Source organism: Dechloromonas denitrificans, from assembly GCF_020510685.1.
Taxonomy (GTDB): domain Bacteria; phylum Pseudomonadota; class Gammaproteobacteria; order Burkholderiales; family Rhodocyclaceae; genus Azonexus; species Azonexus denitrificans_A.
Genome location: NZ_CP075185.1, coordinates 45,924 through 62,159, shown reverse-complemented (window position 1 = coordinate 62,159; position 16,236 = coordinate 45,924). Strand labels below are relative to the sequence as shown.

General features: G+C 63.0%; 16 protein-coding genes and 1 riboswitch. Of the genes, 11 read left to right on the top strand and 5 right to left on the bottom strand.

The window, feature by feature from the left end; genetic code table 11:
• The first annotated feature begins 197 nt into the window (after positions 1-197).
• The 3 genes from KI611_RS00280 to KI611_RS00270 are packed head-to-tail and all read left to right on the top strand — an operon-like array spanning position 198 to position 3,138.
• Positions 198-440, top strand: a complete 243-nt coding sequence (locus KI611_RS00280; protein WP_226417849.1) for an accessory factor UbiK family protein — start codon at positions 198-200, stop codon at positions 438-440.
• 6 nt (positions 441-446) lie between these two features.
• Positions 447-1,940: a YifB family Mg chelatase-like AAA ATPase gene (locus KI611_RS00275; protein WP_226417848.1), complete on the top strand. Its 1,494-nt coding sequence runs from the start codon at positions 447-449 to the stop codon at positions 1,938-1,940.
• Complete coding sequence (locus KI611_RS00270) at positions 1,933-3,138, top strand: multidrug effflux MFS transporter (protein WP_226417847.1); 1,206 nt, start codon at positions 1,933-1,935, stop codon at positions 3,136-3,138. The genes KI611_RS00275 and KI611_RS00270 overlap by 8 nt, the downstream gene beginning before the upstream one ends.
• Here the strand turns inward: KI611_RS00270 and KI611_RS00265 are convergent.
• Positions 3,118-3,510 carry a rhodanese-like domain-containing protein gene (locus tag KI611_RS00265; RefSeq protein ID WP_226417846.1) on the bottom strand — a complete coding sequence of 131 codons (393 nt, stop codon included), beginning with the start codon at positions 3,508-3,510 and terminating at the stop codon, positions 3,118-3,120. The genes KI611_RS00270 and KI611_RS00265 overlap by 21 nt on opposite strands.
• Before the next feature lie 130 nt (positions 3,511-3,640).
• Here KI611_RS00265 and KI611_RS00260 point away from each other — a divergent pair, with 130 nt between their 5' ends.
• Positions 3,641-4,135 carry an outer membrane protein assembly factor BamE gene (locus tag KI611_RS00260; protein ID WP_226417845.1) on the top strand — a complete coding sequence of 165 codons (495 nt, stop codon included), beginning with the start codon at positions 3,641-3,643 and terminating at the stop codon, positions 4,133-4,135.
• A gap of 49 nt (positions 4,136-4,184) precedes the next feature.
• A riboswitch (S-adenosyl-L-homocysteine riboswitch) is annotated at positions 4,185-4,251 on the top strand.
• A gap of 72 nt (positions 4,252-4,323) precedes the next feature.
• Positions 4,324-7,986 (top strand): methionine synthase, encoded by a 3,663-nt coding sequence (metH, locus tag KI611_RS00255; RefSeq protein WP_226419966.1) that lies wholly within the window; start codon positions 4,324-4,326, stop codon positions 7,984-7,986.
• A 124-nt stretch (positions 7,987-8,110) separates the two neighbouring features.
• Here metH and KI611_RS00250 read toward each other — a convergent pair whose 3' ends face one another.
• The gene (locus KI611_RS00250; RefSeq protein WP_226417844.1) at positions 8,111-8,548 is read right to left on the bottom strand and encodes a hypothetical protein; all 438 of its coding nucleotides are present in this window, start codon (positions 8,546-8,548) and stop codon (positions 8,111-8,113) included.
• 375 nt (positions 8,549-8,923) lie between these two features.
• Between KI611_RS00250 and murB the strand changes: the two genes are divergently transcribed.
• Positions 8,924-9,937 (top strand): UDP-N-acetylmuramate dehydrogenase, encoded by a 1,014-nt coding sequence (gene murB, locus KI611_RS00245; protein WP_226417843.1) that lies wholly within the window; start codon positions 8,924-8,926, stop codon positions 9,935-9,937.
• Here murB and KI611_RS00240 read toward each other — a convergent pair.
• On the bottom strand, positions 9,912-10,625 hold the full coding sequence (locus KI611_RS00240) for an N-acetylmuramoyl-L-alanine amidase family protein (RefSeq protein ID WP_226417842.1): 714 nt from the start codon (positions 10,623-10,625) through the stop codon (positions 9,912-9,914). The genes murB and KI611_RS00240 overlap by 26 nt on opposite strands.
• A gap of 153 nt (positions 10,626-10,778) precedes the next feature.
• Here KI611_RS00240 and KI611_RS00235 point away from each other — a divergent pair, with 153 nt between their 5' ends.
• Positions 10,779-11,348 (top strand): hypothetical protein, encoded by a 570-nt coding sequence (locus KI611_RS00235; protein ID WP_226417841.1) that lies wholly within the window; start codon positions 10,779-10,781, stop codon positions 11,346-11,348.
• 29 nt (positions 11,349-11,377) lie between these two features.
• Here KI611_RS00235 and KI611_RS00230 read toward each other — a convergent pair whose 3' ends face one another.
• Positions 11,378-11,704 carry a DUF1840 domain-containing protein gene (locus tag KI611_RS00230; protein WP_226417840.1) on the bottom strand — a complete coding sequence of 109 codons (327 nt, stop codon included), beginning with the start codon at positions 11,702-11,704 and terminating at the stop codon, positions 11,378-11,380.
• An 81-nt stretch (positions 11,705-11,785) separates the two neighbouring features.
• Between KI611_RS00230 and KI611_RS00225 the strand changes: the two genes are divergently transcribed.
• Genes KI611_RS00225 through KI611_RS00210 form a run of 4 tightly spaced genes read left to right on the top strand, consistent with a single transcriptional unit; the run spans position 11,786 to position 15,266 of the window.
• The gene (locus tag KI611_RS00225; protein ID WP_226417839.1) at positions 11,786-12,436 is read left to right on the top strand and encodes a class I SAM-dependent methyltransferase; all 651 of its coding nucleotides are present in this window, start codon (positions 11,786-11,788) and stop codon (positions 12,434-12,436) included.
• Between the two features lie 2 nt (positions 12,437-12,438).
• Complete coding sequence (locus KI611_RS00220) at positions 12,439-13,332, top strand: ROK family protein (protein WP_226417838.1); 894 nt, start codon at positions 12,439-12,441, stop codon at positions 13,330-13,332.
• 18 nt (positions 13,333-13,350) lie between these two features.
• A complete protein-coding gene (locus KI611_RS00215) occupies positions 13,351-14,052 on the top strand; it encodes an MOSC domain-containing protein (protein WP_226417837.1) in 702 nt (233 codons plus the stop codon).
• Positions 14,049-15,266 carry an MFS transporter gene (locus KI611_RS00210; protein ID WP_226417836.1) on the top strand — a complete coding sequence of 406 codons (1,218 nt, stop codon included), beginning with the start codon at positions 14,049-14,051 and terminating at the stop codon, positions 15,264-15,266. The genes KI611_RS00215 and KI611_RS00210 overlap by 4 nt, the downstream gene beginning before the upstream one ends.
• On the opposite strand, the gene KI611_RS00205 is transcribed toward KI611_RS00210, so the two are convergent.
• Positions 15,210-16,196, bottom strand: coding sequence for a hypothetical protein (locus KI611_RS00205; protein WP_226417835.1), 987 nt, complete (start codon positions 16,194-16,196; stop codon positions 15,210-15,212). The genes KI611_RS00210 and KI611_RS00205 overlap by 57 nt on opposite strands.
• Positions 16,197-16,236: the final 40 nt, after the last annotated feature.

Sequence of the window (16,236 nt, the reverse complement as noted above, 5' to 3'; positions counted from 1 at the left end):
AGGACAGCAATAGCAGAAGGCGTGCCAGATGGAATTTTTGATTGAAATCATATGTTTTGCCTTGTTACTGTAGATGCTGCGCCAGCTTTACGCACCAAAATCGTGCGGTTACAGATCGTCACGCACCACGCACGAGCAATGCTTGAAAAGGGCCGGTTTGGACCCTGTGTTACAGTGTCGCATCTCGGAGGAACACCATGCTCGACCCAAAAATCCTGGAAGATTTCGGCGCCAAAATGAGCGCGCTGCTGGCCAATTCACCGGCCAAGGACATTGAAAAGAATGCCAAGGCCATGATGAGCGGCGTATTTGCCAAGCTCGATCTGGTAACCCGTGAGGAATTCGACGTGCAGGCCGAAGTTCTCGCCCGTACCCGGGCGAAACTCAAGGATCTGGAAGCCCGCGTCGACGCGCTGGAAAAAGCCCGCGCGGGCCAGTAATCCAGCATGGCGCTGGCCATTGCTCACAGCCGCGGGCTGGACGGCCTGAATGCGCAGCCGGTCACGGTCGAAGTGCATCTCGCCAGTGGCCTGCCGAGTTTTACGCTGGTCGGCCTGCCCGACACCGAGGTCAAGGAAGCACGCGACCGGGTGCGGGCCGCCATCGTCAATTCCGGTTTTGAATTCCCCAGCAAGCGGATCACCGTCAATCTGGCGCCCGCCGACCTGCCCAAGGAATCCGGCCGCTTCGACCTGCCGATCGCCATCGGCATTCTGGCGGCCAGCAACCAGACGTCCGGCAAAGCGCTGGCCGACTACGAGTTTGCCGGTGAGCTTTCGCTCTCCGGCGAATTGCGGCCGATCCGCGGGGCGCTGGCCATGGCCCTGCAAACCGCCGGCAACGGCAAGGCTTTCATCCTGCCCGAAGCGAGCGCCCGGGAAGCCGCCTTGACCGGCGCCGGCGAGATCCTTTCGGCCACCTCGCTGCTCGCCGTCTGCGCCCATCTGTCGGGGCAGGCCCTGCTGCCAACCGCCGTTGCGGAAGCCGGCGAAAACCTGCCGGTTTTCCCCGACCTGACTGAAGTGCGCGGCCAGGCCCAAGCCAAGCGGGCTCTGGAAATTGCCGCAGCCGGCAATCATTCGCTGCTGATGGTCGGCCCGCCGGGCTCCGGCAAGTCGATGCTGGCGGCTCGCCTGCCGGGCCTGATGCCGGCGTTGCACCCGGCAGCAGCCAAGGAATCGGCGGCGGTCCTGTCGCTGGTCGGCCAGTTCCGGCCGGCAGCATTCGGCGTTCGCCCCTATCGCCAGCCGCACCACACCGCGTCGGCCGTCGCCTTGGTGGGCGGTGGTAATCCACCACGCCCGGGCGAAATCAGCCTGGCGCATCAAGGCGTTCTGTTCCTCGACGAGCTGACGGAGTTCGACCGGAAAGTCCTGGAAACCCTGCGCGAGCCCCTCGAAACCGGGCGTATCCACATCGCCCGCGCCGCCCGCCAGGCCGAGTTTCCCGCCGAGTTCCAACTGGTCGCGGCGATGAATCCCTGCCCCTGTGGCTTTCTCAGTCACGGTAACGGGAAATGCCGGTGTACACCGGATCAGATCGCCCGCTACCGCGGCAAGCTGTCCGGACCTTTCCTCGACCGTATCGACCTGCTCCTCGAAGTACCGGCCCTGCCGGCCGAGGCGCTGACCGGCAAGGCCGATGGCGAAAGCTCGGCGACCGTCCGGGCCCGCGTCGAAACGGCACTGGCTCGCCAGATGGCACGCCAGAACAAGGTCAATGCCCGACTGAACGCCGGCGAAGTCGATATCCACTGCGAGCCGGACGAAGCCGGGTGCAAGCTGCTCAAGCAGGCGACGACCCAGCTCGACCTGTCGGCCCGGGCCTGGCACCGGATACTCAAGGTCGCCCGGACCATTGCCGACCTGGCCGGCAGCGACGCCATCCGCGCCGCCCACATCGGCGAAGCCATCCAGTATCGCCGGTTTGCCCGTGGCTGAACGGGAAAGCCGGGCCAGCACGCGCGGCATTGCGCTGCTTCTGGCAGCCCTGTCGGCCCTTGGGCCGTTTTCGATCGATGCCTATCTGCCCTCCTTCCACGACATCGCCAACAAACTGGGAGCCAGTCAGATCGAGGTGCAGCAGACGCTGTCGGCCTACCTGCTCGCCTTTGCCGTGATGACCCTGTGGCATGGCGCGATTTCCGATCGTTTCGGCCGCCGCCGCGTCATCCTGATCGCCCTCGGTCTGTTCGCGCTGGCCTCGGCCGGCTGCGCCTTCGCCACGCGCATCGAGCAACTGTGGTTCTGGCGCGCCATGCAGGGGATCACTGCCGGCGCCGGGATCGTCATCAGCCGGGCGATCGTTCGCGACCTGTACGACGGAGCCTCGGCCCAGCGCCTGATGTCGCAGATCACCATGATGTTCGCGCTGGCCCCGGCCATCGCGCCGGTCATCGGCGGCTGGCTGCAGACTTTCTTCGGCTGGCGCTCGGTTTTCGCCTTTCTGGTGCTGGCGACCGCCGCGCTCTGGCTGGCCTGCTGGAAACTGCTGCCGGAAACCCTGCCGCCGGAAAAGCGCCAGTCGCTGCAACCGGCCTACCTCGGCCGCACCTACTGGAAGGTCATGACCTCGCCCGCCTTCCTGTTCGCCTGCGCCGCGCTGTCGCTGAACTTTGCCGGATTCTTCATCTACGTGCTGTCCGCCCCGGTGTTTCTGATGACCCATCTCGGCCTCCCGGAAACCGGCTTTCTCTGGCTGTTCGGGCCGGCCATGGGGGGCCTGATGACCGGCTCCTGGCTGTCCGGCCGGCTGGCCGGAAAACGCTCGTTGAGCCAGACCATCGCGCTGGGCTACGGCGTCATGATCGTCGCCGTCAGCATCAACCTCGGCCTCAACCTGACGCTGCCGCCAGCCTTGCCATGGAGCGTCCTGCCGCTCTTCGTCTACACCACCGGCATGGCGCTGGCGATGCCCTGCCTGACCATCATGGCACTCGACCCCTTCCCGGAACAGCGCGGTCTGGCCGCCTCCTGCCAAACATTTTTCCAGTCGAGCTTCAACAGCCTGGCGGCGGGGCTGATCGCCCCGGCCTTGTGGGCATCGACGCTCAACCTAGCCTTCGGCATGGCCGGCCTAATGCTGCTCGGCGGCATCGCCGCCCTGGCCCACCAGCGCTCACGATTGCTGCCAGGGTAAGCCGCGGTGGCGCCAGCCGCCCAGCGTCCCGCGATGAAAATTCTCATCGAGCGGCCCCTCGAAACCTTCCAGCACGTTGATCACCGTCGCAAAACCGGCGGCTTCCAGCGCTTCGCCGGCATAGACCGAGCGGTGGCCGCTGCGGCAGATCAACAACACCGGCCGGTTCAGATCGCCCTTGACCAGGCGTTTCACCTTGTCGGCAAATTCCGGGTCGATATCCCAATCCGGCGCCTCCTGCCAGGCGACATGCTCGGCCCCGACCGGATGGCCGACGTACATGTGCTCGATTTCCGTCCGACAATCGACGAGTATCGCCTCCGGCCGCTGCTGCAACAGGGCATGGGCGGCACAGGGATCAAGTTGCTGCATGGTTTTTCCGAAAATAAGGAACGGCCGATATTATGAAAGCAAGGCAGCGGAAACGGAAACCATCGAGGTTTTGACAATCGCCCCGCTTGCCGCATTACAGTATTCCCCTCCCCGCCAAACCGGAGCCTTCATGAAACTGTCCGCCTGGATCACCACGGCCGCCGCGGCCCTTGGCGCCGCCCTGCTGCCGGCCTGCGATATCGTCAATCTGCCGCAGATCAAACCCGGCCAGACCACCGCCGCCGAGGTGCGCAGCCGCATGGGCGAACCGGGCTTCGAGCACTGGAATGACGATGGCACGGCGACCTGGGAATACAGCCGGCAGCCGATGGGCGTGCATTGCTACATGATCAGCTTCGACCGCCAACAGGTTGTCAGCAAGATGGAACAGGTGCTGACCGAGGCCAACTATGCCCGGGTACGCGACGGCATGGCCAAGGATGATGTCCGCCGCCTGCTCGGCGCCCCGGCGTCGAAGGTGGTTTTCGACAATCTGAAGGAAGAAATCTGGGAATGGCGGGTCGAAGGCATGCCGCCCAGCGAGGAAACCTACTTCATGGTGCATTTCGACACCGGCCACGGCGGCGTCAAGAAGACCTCTAAACGCATGGCGATGAAAGGCTAAATAAATCAAGGCACTTGGCAGCCCGGACGGCGGACAGTAAACTACGCCTTCTGCCGAGGAGCGCTGCGACCCTTTCAGGGGCCAGGCTCGGCAATGATCAACGGCGCTCGCAAACCCGAAACCGGTTTGTGGCGCCGTTCGTTTTTGCGGCGTCCCCGGTGTGTTTCCGCTTTGCCGAGGTGATCATGATGCAACCCGACCGTACCGCCGAACTCTCCACCCTGCTCGCGCAGCGCCTGCTTATTCTCGATGGCGCCATGGGCACCATGATCCAGCGTCACGGCCTGCAGGAAGCGGATTATCGCGGCGAGCGGCTGAAGGATCACCCGCACGACCTGAAGGGCAACAACGACCTGCTGGTCATCACCCGGCCGGACGTCATCGGCGGCATTCATCGCGGCTATCTGGAAGCCGGGGCCGATATCCTCGAAACCTGCACCTTCAACTCGACCTCCGTTTCGCAGGCCGACTACAACCTGAGCGAACTGGTCTATGAGCTGAACTTCGAGGGCGCCCGGCTGGCCCGTCAGCTGTGCGACGAATTCACCGCCGCCAACCCGGCCAAGCCGCGTTTCGTCGCCGGCGTCCTCGGCCCGACCAGCCGTACCGCTTCGATCTCGCCGGACGTCAATGACCCCGGCTACCGTAACGTCAGCTTCGACGAATTGGTCGCCAACTACATCGAGGCGATCACCGGCCTGGTCGAAGGCGGCGCCGACATCCTGCTCGTCGAAACGGTGTTCGATACGCTGAACGCCACAGCCGCGCTGTTCGCCATCGAAACCTTTTTCGACCGCGCCCAGCGCCGCTGGCCGGTGATGATTTCCGGGACGATCACCGACGCTTCCGGCCGCACGCTGTCCGGCCAGACCGCCGAAGCCTTCTGGAATTCGCTGAACCACATCAAGCCCTTGTCGTTTGGCCTGAACTGCGCGCTCGGCGCCAAGGAACTGCGCCAGTACGTCGAGGAACTGTCGCGCGTCTGCGACTGCTACGTCTCCGCCCACCCGAACGCCGGCCTGCCCAACGCCTTCGGCGGCTACGACGAAACGGCCGAGATGCTGGCTGACGAGATCGAGAGCTGGGCGAAGAGCGGCATCGTCAATATTGTCGGCGGCTGCTGCGGCACCTCGCCGGAACACATTCAGGCCATCGCCGAACGCGTCGCCGCGGTCACGCCGCGCGCCGTGCCGGTAATCGAAAAGAAGCTGCGCCTGTCCGGTCTCGAACCGTTCAATGTCGGCGCCGATTCGCTCTATGTGAATGTCGGCGAGCGGACCAACGTCACCGGCTCCAAGGCCTTCGCCCGGATGATTCTCGAAGGCCGTTTCGACGATGCGCTGGCCGTCGCCCGCCAGCAGGTCGAAAACGGCGCCCAGATCATCGACATCAACATGGACGAGGCGATGCTCGATTCGCTGGCCGCGATGGATCGCTTCCTCAAGCTGATCGCTTCGGAACCGGATATTTCCCGCGTGCCGATCATGATCGACTCGTCGAAATGGGAAGTCATCGAAGCCGGCCTGAAGTGCATCCAGGGCAAGGGCATCGTCAATTCCATCTCGATGAAGGAAGGCGAAGCCAAGTTCGTCGAACAGGCCAGGCTAGCCCGCCGCTACGGTGCGGCGGTCATCGTCATGGCCTTCGACGAACAGGGCCAGGCCGACACCTACGCCCGCAAGACCGAAATCTGCCAGCGCGCCTACGAGTTGCTGTTGAGCATCGGCTTCCCGGCCGAAGACATCATTTTCGACCCGAACATCTTCGCCATCGCCACCGGCATCCCGGAACACAACAACTACGCCGTCGATTTCATCAATTCGGTGCGCTGGATCAAGCAGAACCTGCCGCACGCCCACATTTCCGGCGGCGTCTCCAACGTTTCCTTCAGCTTCCGCGGCAACGACGCCGTGCGCGAGGCGATCCACACCGTCTTCCTCTACCACGCCATCCAGGCCGGCATGACCATGGGCATCGTCAATGCCGGCATGCTCGGCATCTACGACGATCTGGAACCGGTGCTCCGGGACAAGGTCGAGGACGTGGTGCTCAACCGCCACCCGGACGCCGGCGAAGCGCTGGTCGATTTCGCCCAGACCGTCAAGGAAGGCAAGGCCAAGGACAGCGGCCCCGATCTCAGCTGGCGCGAACAATCCGTCGAAAAGCGCCTGGAACATGCGCTGATCAAGGGCATCACCGATTTCGTCGTGGCCGACACCGAGGAAGTGCGCGCCAAGCTGGAAGCCGAAGGCAAGCCGCCGCTCGCCGTCATCGAAGGCCCGCTGATGAACGGCATGAACCACGTTGGCGACCTGTTCGGCGCCGGCAAAATGTTCCTGCCGCAGGTCGTCAAATCGGCCCGCGTCATGAAACAGGCGGTCGCCCACCTGCTGCCCTACATCGAGGCGGAAAAGACCCGCACCGGCCTGGGCAGCAAGGGCAAGATCCTGATGGCCACGGTCAAGGGCGATGTGCACGACATCGGCAAGAACATCGTCGGCGTGGTGCTCGGCTGTAACGGCTATGACGTCGTCGACCTCGGCGTCATGGTCAGTTGCGACAACATCCTGAAGGCGGCGCTCGAGCATCGCGTGGACATCATCGGCCTGTCCGGCCTGATCACGCCCTCGCTCGAGGAAATGGCCCACGTTGCTAGCGAAATGCAGCGCCTGAAGATGAAGCAGCCGCTGCTCATCGGCGGCGCGACGACCAGCCGCGCCCACACCGCGATCAAGATCGCCCCCAACACCGAAGGCGCCGTGGTCTACGTGCCGGATGCCTCGCGCGCCGTCGGCGTCGCCACCAAGCTGCTGTCGATCGACCAACGCGACGGCTACATGGCCGAGATCGTCGCCGAATACGAAACCGTGCGCGCCGAACACGCTGGCCGCAAGGGCGCCACGCTGGTCACGCTGGAAGAAGCCCGGGCCAACCGTTTCACGTGGAACGAAGCCTACACACCGGTCGCGCCGCAACAACCGGGCCGCCACACGCTGACGCTGGACCTCGCCAAGCTGGTGCCCTACATCGACTGGTCGCCCTTCTTCCAGAGCTGGGACCTGGCCGGCCGCTACCCGGCCATCCTGCAAAACGACGTGGTCGGCGAAACCGCCCGCCACCTGTTCGCCGACGCCCAGGCCATGCTGGCCAAAATCGTCGATGAAAAATGGCTCACCGCCAAAGCCGTGTTCGGCCTCTACCCGGCCCGTGGCGACAACGAAGACATCATCATCTACGGCGATGAAAGCCGGCAAAGCGAACTCACCCGCTGGGTCGGCCTGCGCCAGCAGCACAAGCAGCCTAAGGGCCGGTTCAACGTCGCGCTGGCCGACTATGTCGGCGAAAACGATTACATCGGCGCTTTTGCGGTCACCGCCGGTCTCGGCATCGACGAACACGTCGCCGCCTTCGAAAAGGCCAATGACGACTATTCGGCGATCATGCTCAAATCGCTCGCCGACCGTTTCGCCGAAGCTGCAGCCGAATGGCTACACGCAGAAGTACGCACTCACTACTGGGGTTACGCCAGCGACGAGAAACTCGACGCCGACGCGCTGATCGCCGAGCAATACCAAGGCATCCGCCCCGCCCCCGGCTACCCGGCCTGCCCGGACCACACGGCCAAGCGCGAACTGTTCGCCCTGCTCGATGCGCCAAACACGGCCGGCATGCACCTCACCGAGTCCTACGCGATGACCCCGGCAGCAGCGGTGTCCGGCTTCTACATCGGGCATCCAGCGGCTGCCTACTTCGCCATTCCGAAGATCGGCAGGGATCAGTTGGAGGATTGGGCTGAACGGAAACAAATGGCGGTGAAGGATGCGGAGTATTGGCTGGCGCCGTTGCTCTGATTTTTCGGCACCACGCGGCGGTTGATTTGGTCACCTGATCGACCGCCGCTTTCCGCCCTGCGAGGCGTCTCAGTTTTTTGCTGTGTAGCTGTACCGAATGGCTCCGACGTGCTCAAGGCTGACTTCAATACTTTGACTTCCCGACGATAGCTTCAAAACTCGATGGGGTTAAGGCGAGTTTGAGAACATCATCTCCCATAAGCAAGCCGCATCCAGGACATTGATGCCAGCACTCCATGTGTGCGTCTAGCGAAACTCCACGCCCCTCCTTGATTTCCCAGTTATAGCTGCATTTTGGACACCGAGCCTGTGGTGCGATATATCGACTCTCAAATACCCGTAGAAATAAAAAGGCAGCACCGGGGCCAACCATCATTCCTAAATAAACTTTAGTTGCAGATTTGGGCGACGAGTTTGGTGCAACTAAATCCCAGATGACTGCAATGCTTATCCCGAACAAATATCCAATCAAAAGAATCACGTTTCGCTTCGTGCGATTGCGTCGGGCTAAAGCTTTTGCCTCAAGAGTTTTAGATGCAATGTCAGGCGCGATGTACGGCATGAATAAATCCGAAACATTCGTGAACAATGGAACGGATAATCATATCGGATACCGGAATACTGCTCGTGGCCAAACTGAGGCACTCTTCACCACTGTGACACCCGTTCGAGCCCCTTGAGAGTCGCCGAGCAACGCAGGCTTGAGCGGATAAGGGCGAGGACTGTTTGAGGGCCGCAGGCCCGAGTTCCGCAGCCCCCGCTCAAGACGAGTAGCACAGGGGACCGGGCGCAGCCCGGCGACGACCCAGGGGTCGCCTTTTCTTTGGCTACTTTCTTTTGGCGAAGCAAAAGAAAGTACGCCCGCCCCCAAGGCGGAACACAGCGGCAAATCAACGACGCCACCCAATTCAAGCGCGAAATCGACGAAAATGCCCCCATGCCCCCCGAACAAAACGTGGACCTCACCCCCTTCAACACCCTCGCCCTCCCCGGCCAGGCCGCCCGCTACCAACGAATTACCACCCCCGAGCAGTTGACCGCGGCCAACCTGGCCAACGAGAAGCGTTTCATCCTCGGTGGCGGCAGCAATCTGGTGTTAACCGGCGATTTCCCCGGTCTGATCCTGCACATGGCGATCCCCGGCAAGCGGCTGCTAACGGAAGACGCCGAGGCTTGGTACATCGAAGCCGGCGCCGGCGAAAACTGGCATGACTTCGTGCAATGGGCGCTGGCGCAAGGCTGGCCGGGACTGGAGAACCTCAGCCTGATTCCCGGCACGGTCGGGGCCGCGCCGATCCAGAATATCGGCGCCTACGGGCTGGAAGTCGGCGAGTGTTTCCATTCACTGACCGCCTGGGATTTTGAAAAACAGGCTGTCGTCGGTTTTGACCGTAAATCCTGCCGCTTCGCCTACCGCGATAGCCTGTTCAAGCAGCAAGGCTGGCATTTGAACGGCCGGATGGCGATCACTTCGGTGGTTTTCCGTCTGCCGAAGGCCTGGCGGCCGAATATTCGCTACGCCGACGTGACGCAGCAACTGGCGGCGCAGGAAGTCGCCAGGCCGACGCCACTCGACATCGCCGCCGCGATCATCGCCGTGCGCCAGCGCAAGCTGCCCGACCCGACGCAGATTCCCAACACCGGCAGCTTTTTCCACAATCCCGTCGTCGAGGCCAGCCTGGCCGAACGGATCGCCGCCGATTACCCCGGCCTGCCGCGCTATCCGCAGCCGGATGGCCGGGTCAAGCTGGCCGCCGGCTGGCTGATCGAGCAGGCCGGCTGGAAAGGCAAAGACCTCGGACCGGTCGGCATGTACGAAAAACAGGCGCTGGTTCTGGTCAATCGCGGCGGCGCCACCGGCGCCGATGTCCTGCGCACCATGGCCGCGGTACAGGCGGCCGTCCAGGCGCGCTTCGGCGTGGCGCTTACTCCGGAACCGATATTTCTTTGACGTACAGGCAGGCGGCGATGCCGGTGGCCAGCGCATCGGCCATTCTGGCCTGACGCTCCGGATCGAGCAGCTCCAGTTCTTCTTCCCGATGCTTGATCACCCCGGCCTCGAAAAGCACGGCCGGCAGCGTCGTCCGGTAGAGAACGACGAGATTGTCGTAATACCAGACGCCATTCTCGGCGTCGGCCGGAACATGCTTGCGGCTGTGCCAGGGCGTCGGGATGAAGCCGGCCCGCCGCAGCACGGCGCCAATGGTCGAGGCACAGCGCAGGCTGGTGGCGAGATCGGGATTCTGCGCCGAGACGAAAATGCCGAAGCCGCGCTTGACCTCGGTATAACTCGCCTGGCGCCCATCCCACTCCCAGAACTGCAGGTAACGCTCGCTGACCGAATCATGATGCAAGGCGATGAAGAAATCGCTGCCGACCGCCTGCTGCGGACGCTCGGCCAGGCTGCCGATATCGCCGGCAAAATTGATTTCGCGAACCGCCAGCCCATGGTCGATCAGGGCGTTCGCCAGCACCCCGGCGAGCTGCCGATTGAACTCGAATTCGGGGCGGCCACGCGCACTGATCGCACCACTATCCTTGATGCCGTGTCCGACATCGACAGCGACCAGCGGCGCTGCCGATAACGCTGCGGTAGACAGCCAAGCGAGGATAAAAAGCAGAATGCGCAGGAAAGTCATGCGCAAATTATCGCGGCAATCTAAAATAATTTGCTTCCGGACAGACAATATTCCCCGCGCTTTCTTGCCGCCTGTTGCCTGCCAACCCTGTCATGAGCAAACGGCAAGCCGATTTCGCCATGGATTGGCTCCCCCGCCAGAAAGCGCATAGCAATGACGAACGAGAAGAATCTGCCACGCGGTTCAACCGCCCACCAGCCCGACCTGAGCTGGAGCCAGGTCCGCGAAACGGTGCTGATGCTGGAACTGGCCGCCGTCCAGATCGAGTCGGCGATGAAGGACAGCAACGCCTCGGTCGAGGTCCTGGCGGACTCCTTCACTACCATGGCCGGCTACATGCGGATGATTTCCGACACCGTGCAGACGCTGCCCGACCAGGGCGAGGTCGGCGTCGCCAAACAAAGCCTGAGCGGCGTCTCCGACCATGTCGCAGGCATGGTGAACCAGGCCATCATCGCCTTTCAGTTTTACGACAAACTGGTCCAGCGTCTGGCCCATGTCGGACTCAGCCTTGGCGACCTGAGCAATCTGGTCGGCGACAGCCGCCGTCTGTTCAATCCCGGCGAATGGGTCGACCTGCAGCAAAAAATCCGGGGTAAATACACGACCCGCGAGGAAATCGCGATGTTCGATGCCGTCATACAAGGCATGCCGGTGCAGGAGGCCGTAGACAAGTTCATGGCCGACATGAAAGACAAAGGCGACGATATCGAACTCTTTTGAGGCCGGGGACAGCGCCCCCCGGCACCCGCTCAAAAATCGCTGGCCGCTTCCCAGACGATATTGGCCTTCGCACCGCCGCGTGCGGTGCGTTCCAGCATGTCGATCAGCGGCCAGGCCCGTTGGCCGAACACCACAACCGGAACTTTCTTGCCGTTGGCATCTTCGACGTCGTCGGGCGGCGGCCCTTCGGCGCGCTTCACCGCTTGCCGCAACAACTCGGCGGCCCCGGCCATTTCGGCCTGGGTAAAGGCGCCACGCGCCGTCGTTTCCTTGCCGATGGCCTGCAACAGATCCTTTGCCGCATCGGCAAACATCAGTATCTCGCCGGTCTCGCTCGAATCAAATCTAACTAGCATATTTTTTCCTTCCGTTGCCCAGCTTCCGGTTGTCAGAACGTCCGGCCTTAATGCAGAATGGGGCGATAACGGAGACAACCAATGAGCGTAGATACTACAGCCAATCCCTTCCAGTCGGGAACAGACGAAAACGAACGTCTGGCCCTGGAAGAATGTGTCAAGCGCCAGCGTTACGACCGCCGCGTTTCCGTATTGATCCTGCCGGCCGGGCATTGCGAACTGGCCACTGAAATTGCCCATCTTGGCGCCCAGGTAACTGCCGCGGATACGCCTGCCAAGCGGCACGACATCGAAGGGCGGATTCTCGCCGGCGGCCTGCGCGACAATGTTTCCTACGCCGCCGGCGAAATAACGAACCTGCCGGACGATCTGCCGGGCGAGCCTTTCGACATCGTCGTCCTCCGCCGTGGACTGTGCAGCATGCCCTACGAGCAGGCACGCAGCGTCGTCCGCCAATTACTGTTGAAGCTGAAGATCGGCGGCAAGCTCTACATATCCATTCTCGGTCTGCATTCGGAACTGGGCGATGGCTACCCGGGCGGCGAACAGCTGGTAGAACAGCGCTTCACCGAGCTTTCGCCGAGCGTCGCGAAAAAATACGGAATCACCCACCCAGTCTGCCTTTACAGCGAACGCAACCTGTTCATGCTGTTGCTTGACGCCGGAGCCAGCGTATTGCGCACGCTGACCACCACCTACGGCAATGTCAAAGGCGTTGCCGTGCGGGTTTGAACTTGCGTCTCGGGGTTGACCTTGGCGGCACGAAGATCGAGATCATTGCGTTGGCGGACGATGGTCGCGAATTGCTGCGCCAGCGTATTGCGACACCACAGGGCGATTACCGGGCGACGCTGCGGGCGGTTGCCGGACTGGTGGAAAATGTCGAGCGCGAAACAGGTCAGCACGGCACGCTCGGCATCGGCATTCCCGGCGCCGAATCGCTGGTCACCGGCCTGATCAAGAACGCCAATTCGACCTGCCTGATCGGCCAGCCGTTGCGACACGATCTGCAGACATTGTTGCAGCGCGAGATCCGACTGGCCAACGATGCCAACTGCTTTGCCCTGTCGGAAGCCGTCGATGGCAGCGGGCGGGACGCCGCGACCGTCTTCGGCATCATTCTCGGGACCGGGGTCGGCGGCGGCATCGTCATCGAGCGCCGGGTGCTGACCGGTGCCAACGCCATCGCCGGCGAGTGGGGCCACAATCCGCTGCCGCTACCGGCCACCGACGATTTGCCGCTGCCGCCCTGTTACTGCGGGCGAGCCGGCTGTATCGAAACCTATCTTTCCGGCCCGGCCCTGGCGGCCGACCATTTCAGGCATACCGGCCAACAGCTCGATACGGCCTGCATCGAAGCGCGGGCGACGGCCGGCGATACGGCCTGCGAAGCGACCCTGCGGCGCTACGAAGATCGGCTCGGTCGAGCGTTGGCTGGCGTCATCAACATCCTCGACCCGGCAGTCATCGTCCTCGGTGGCGGCCTGTCCAACATCTCCCGCCTCTATCGCAATCTGCCCGCCTGCTGCGCGCCGCACGTTTTTTCCGATGTTTTGTGCACCAAAATCCGCCCGCCGACACATGGGGATTCCTCGGGGGTGCGGGGCGCAGCGTGGTTGTGGGATTGATGGCAAAATCCGCCAACCATGGCAAAAATTTCATTATTCGTCGGCGGCATCCGGCCGCTCCCTGAATCCGGTCGGCCGACCGGTATTTACAAACAGCCGGTAACGGCACCGCTCGATCTCGGTCGCGAAGGCTTCGTCGGCGACCAGCAGGCCGACCGCCGGGTGCATGGCGGTCCGGAAAAGGCGGTCCATCTCTATCCGGCCAGCCACTACCCGCGCCTTGCCGCACGCTTTCCCGACGCGGCGGCACACCTCGTGCCCGGCAGCCTGGGCGAAAACATCTCGGTCGCCGATCTCGACGAAAACGATGTCCGGATTGGCGACATCTGGCAACTGGGCAGCGCCCGTCTGCAGGTCTGTCAGCCGCGCAACCCGTGCTGGAAAATCGACGAGCGTTTTGCCACCGACGGCATGGCCGCCTTCATTGCCGAACATCGACTGACCGGCTGGTACTGGCGGGTGCTGCAAGCCGGCCGGGTGGCGCCGGACGACCAACTGCAACTGGCTGAACCGGCGACGACCGCCCCGACGCTGGCCGAAGCAATGCAACTCTGGCAGTCGCATCGCCCGCCCCTGGCCGACCTCGAACGACTGGCGACAACCCCCGGCATCGCCGAACATTGGCGGCAAAAAATTGAACAGCGGGCCCGCTGGCTTCGCGACAATTCGGGCAGCGCCCCGCCTCCGACGACGTTCCACGTGAAACCGGAGCAAGCGTGATTTACCCCGCTACCCGAGGCCTGTGGCTCAGGCTTTTTCTGCCGTTTGCCGCCGGTTACTTTCTCTCCTACCTCTACCGCACCGCCAATGCCGTCATCGGCCCGGTACTGGCTCATGAACTGAGCCTCGGCGACAACGCGCTGGGGCTGCTGACCAGTACCTACTTCCTCGCCTTTGGCGCCGCGCAGTTGCCACTCGGCATGCTGCTCGACCGCTTTGGCCCACGCCGGGTGGAAGCCGCGTTGCTGGTGATCGCCGCCAGCGGCGCCGCCGTTTTCGCGCTGTCCGATGCGCTGGGCGGCCTGGCGCTCGGTCGGGCGCTCATCGGCCTCGGGGTTTCCGCCTGCCTGATGGCCTCATTCAAGGCTTTTGCCCAGTGGTTCCCGCCCGAACGGCAGGCTTCGCTAACCGGCTGGATCATGGCTGCCGGCGGTCTGGGCGCGCTGGCCGCAGCGAAACCGCTGGAACTGGCGCTCGGCTTCGCCAGCTGGCGCACAATCGCTCTCGGGCTGGCCGCTGCCACGCTGGCCGTTGCGGCGATTATCTGGTTCGTCGCACCGGACAAGGAAAGCGAAGAAAAAGGCACGGGCATCTTCGCTCAGCTGGCTGGCGTCAAAGCAATCTATTCGAGCCGTCACTTCTGGCGCTACGCCCCGATGGGCTTCTGGTTTACCGGCGGCTTCATGGCCGTGCAAGGGCTCTGGGCTTCACGCTGGATGGCGGTGCTCGAAGGCATGGATGGCGCGGCGATCGCCCTTCGCCTGACCTGGATGAGCGGTGCGATGCTGGCCGGCTTCCTGTTCATGGGTTTTTTCGCCACCGCGCTGGTACACCGCGGCATCAAGCTCGAAAAGATCTATCTCGGCGCCATGCTCGTTGCCGTTGGCCTGCTCAGCCTGATCTGCACGCTGCCGAACTTTGCCGGCGGCCTGTTATGGCCTTTGCTTGGCATCTGCTTTTCGTTGTCCAACGTCTCTTATTCGCTGGTCGCCCAGGCTTTTCCGCCAGCCCTTTCCGGGCGCGCCAATACGGCGCTCAACCTGCTCGTCTTTGCCGGCGCCTTCGGCCTGCAATGGGGCATCGGCGGGTTGGTCGGCGCCTTGCAGGCCGCCGGCTGGACGAGCGACGCGGCTTTCCGCGCCGCTTTCGTCACGCTGTTAGGCGGCCAGTTGCTCGCCCTCGGCTGGATGTTTCTCTCCCGCCGGCGGGGCTGAGACAGCCAGGTCGACCTGCTGCATCTGGCCGACCTCGCCCGCTTCCGACAGATAGAGTCCGGCCGCCCGGATCTGGCCGAGCAGTTCATTGGCTCCATTCTTCAGCGAGAATGGGGCCTCTACCGCCCCCGTATAGAGGGCACCGACGCCCCGCTCGGCCAATGACTGGAAGCTGTCGCCCGACCACACGGCAAGCTGTTTGAAGGCCTCGTCAGCCTCGTCGATCCAGCCGTTATGATCGCCGTCGAGCTGTGCCAGATCGGCAAAGCCGTTGCCGCTGGCCACCCCGAACAGCTCGCTGCCGTTATCGGCCTTGCCGTTACCGTTGCGGTCGAAGACGAGAAAGCCGCTGCCGAAGCCAAGACCGGGAATCTGTTCCGGCGTGCCGTCGGCATTCAGGTCGAAGGCAATGCATTCCTCGGTCAGTTCGCAGGACTTGCCGTCAAAGCTGAGCACCAGGGGGTCGCGCAAGGCGACCGTGCCGCTCTCCTCGCTGCTCTTCTCGCTGTGGTATTCGCGCGCCATGTCGACGGCGTAATTGAAATCGATCTGCCGCCCGTCACAGGTCTTGACCATGCCTTTGCCGCAAACGGTGGTCTTCTCCGACTCACTGACGGTTTCCGTGCTGCTGCGCTGCCAGCTGATCTCCGGGCGCCTGCTCGGCACCGCCTGCCCCTCGGCCGGCAACGCATCGCTGGCGGCAAAGTCTGCCTCGTATTTTTTGCCATCCATTGCCGCCATGATGGCGTCGATCAGCGATTGCAGCAGCTTCTGGACGCGCTGCTCGGCCGTCTCCTGCGCCGCGTTCTGCGGTACGGCCAGACTGGTGAAGACCTGCCGGAAGCTCTGCACCGTGTTGATTTCCAGCGTTTGCGTCCGGCTGGCTTCATGGCTGGCCGAGAGTTGTACCGTCGATTCCTGAATTTTCATGATGCCCTCCTTGCAGTTAATGGGATGACCACTCTGCAAG

Excerpts from the sequence above, each read along its gene's own strand:
- KI611_RS00230 (WP_226417840.1), bottom strand. The coding sequence starts at position 11,704 with ATGCTAGTTAGATTTGATTCGAGCGAGACCGGCGAGATACTGATGTTT.
- KI611_RS00250 (WP_226417844.1), bottom strand. The coding sequence starts at position 8,548 with ATGCCGTACATCGCGCCTGACATTGCATCTAAAACTCTTGAGGCAAAA.
- KI611_RS00260 (WP_226417845.1), top strand. The coding sequence starts at position 3,641 with ATGAAACTGTCCGCCTGGATCACCACGGCCGCCGCGGCCCTTGGCGCC.
- murB (WP_226417843.1), top strand. The coding sequence starts at position 8,924 with ATGCCCCCCGAACAAAACGTGGACCTCACCCCCTTCAACACCCTCGCC.
- KI611_RS00275 (WP_226417848.1), top strand. The coding sequence starts at position 447 with ATGGCGCTGGCCATTGCTCACAGCCGCGGGCTGGACGGCCTGAATGCG.
- KI611_RS00265 (WP_226417846.1), bottom strand. The coding sequence starts at position 3,510 with ATGCAGCAACTTGATCCCTGTGCCGCCCATGCCCTGTTGCAGCAGCGG.
- KI611_RS00280 (WP_226417849.1), top strand. The coding sequence starts at position 198 with ATGCTCGACCCAAAAATCCTGGAAGATTTCGGCGCCAAAATGAGCGCG.
- KI611_RS00225 (WP_226417839.1), top strand. The coding sequence starts at position 11,786 with ATGAGCGTAGATACTACAGCCAATCCCTTCCAGTCGGGAACAGACGAA.
- metH (WP_226419966.1), top strand. The coding sequence starts at position 4,324 with ATGCAACCCGACCGTACCGCCGAACTCTCCACCCTGCTCGCGCAGCGC.
- KI611_RS00205 (WP_226417835.1), bottom strand. The coding sequence starts at position 16,196 with ATGAAAATTCAGGAATCGACGGTACAACTCTCGGCCAGCCATGAAGCC.
- KI611_RS00215 (WP_226417837.1), top strand. The coding sequence starts at position 13,351 with ATGGCAAAAATTTCATTATTCGTCGGCGGCATCCGGCCGCTCCCTGAA.
- KI611_RS00240 (WP_226417842.1), bottom strand. The coding sequence starts at position 10,625 with ATGACTTTCCTGCGCATTCTGCTTTTTATCCTCGCTTGGCTGTCTACC.
- KI611_RS00235 (WP_226417841.1), top strand. The coding sequence starts at position 10,779 with ATGACGAACGAGAAGAATCTGCCACGCGGTTCAACCGCCCACCAGCCC.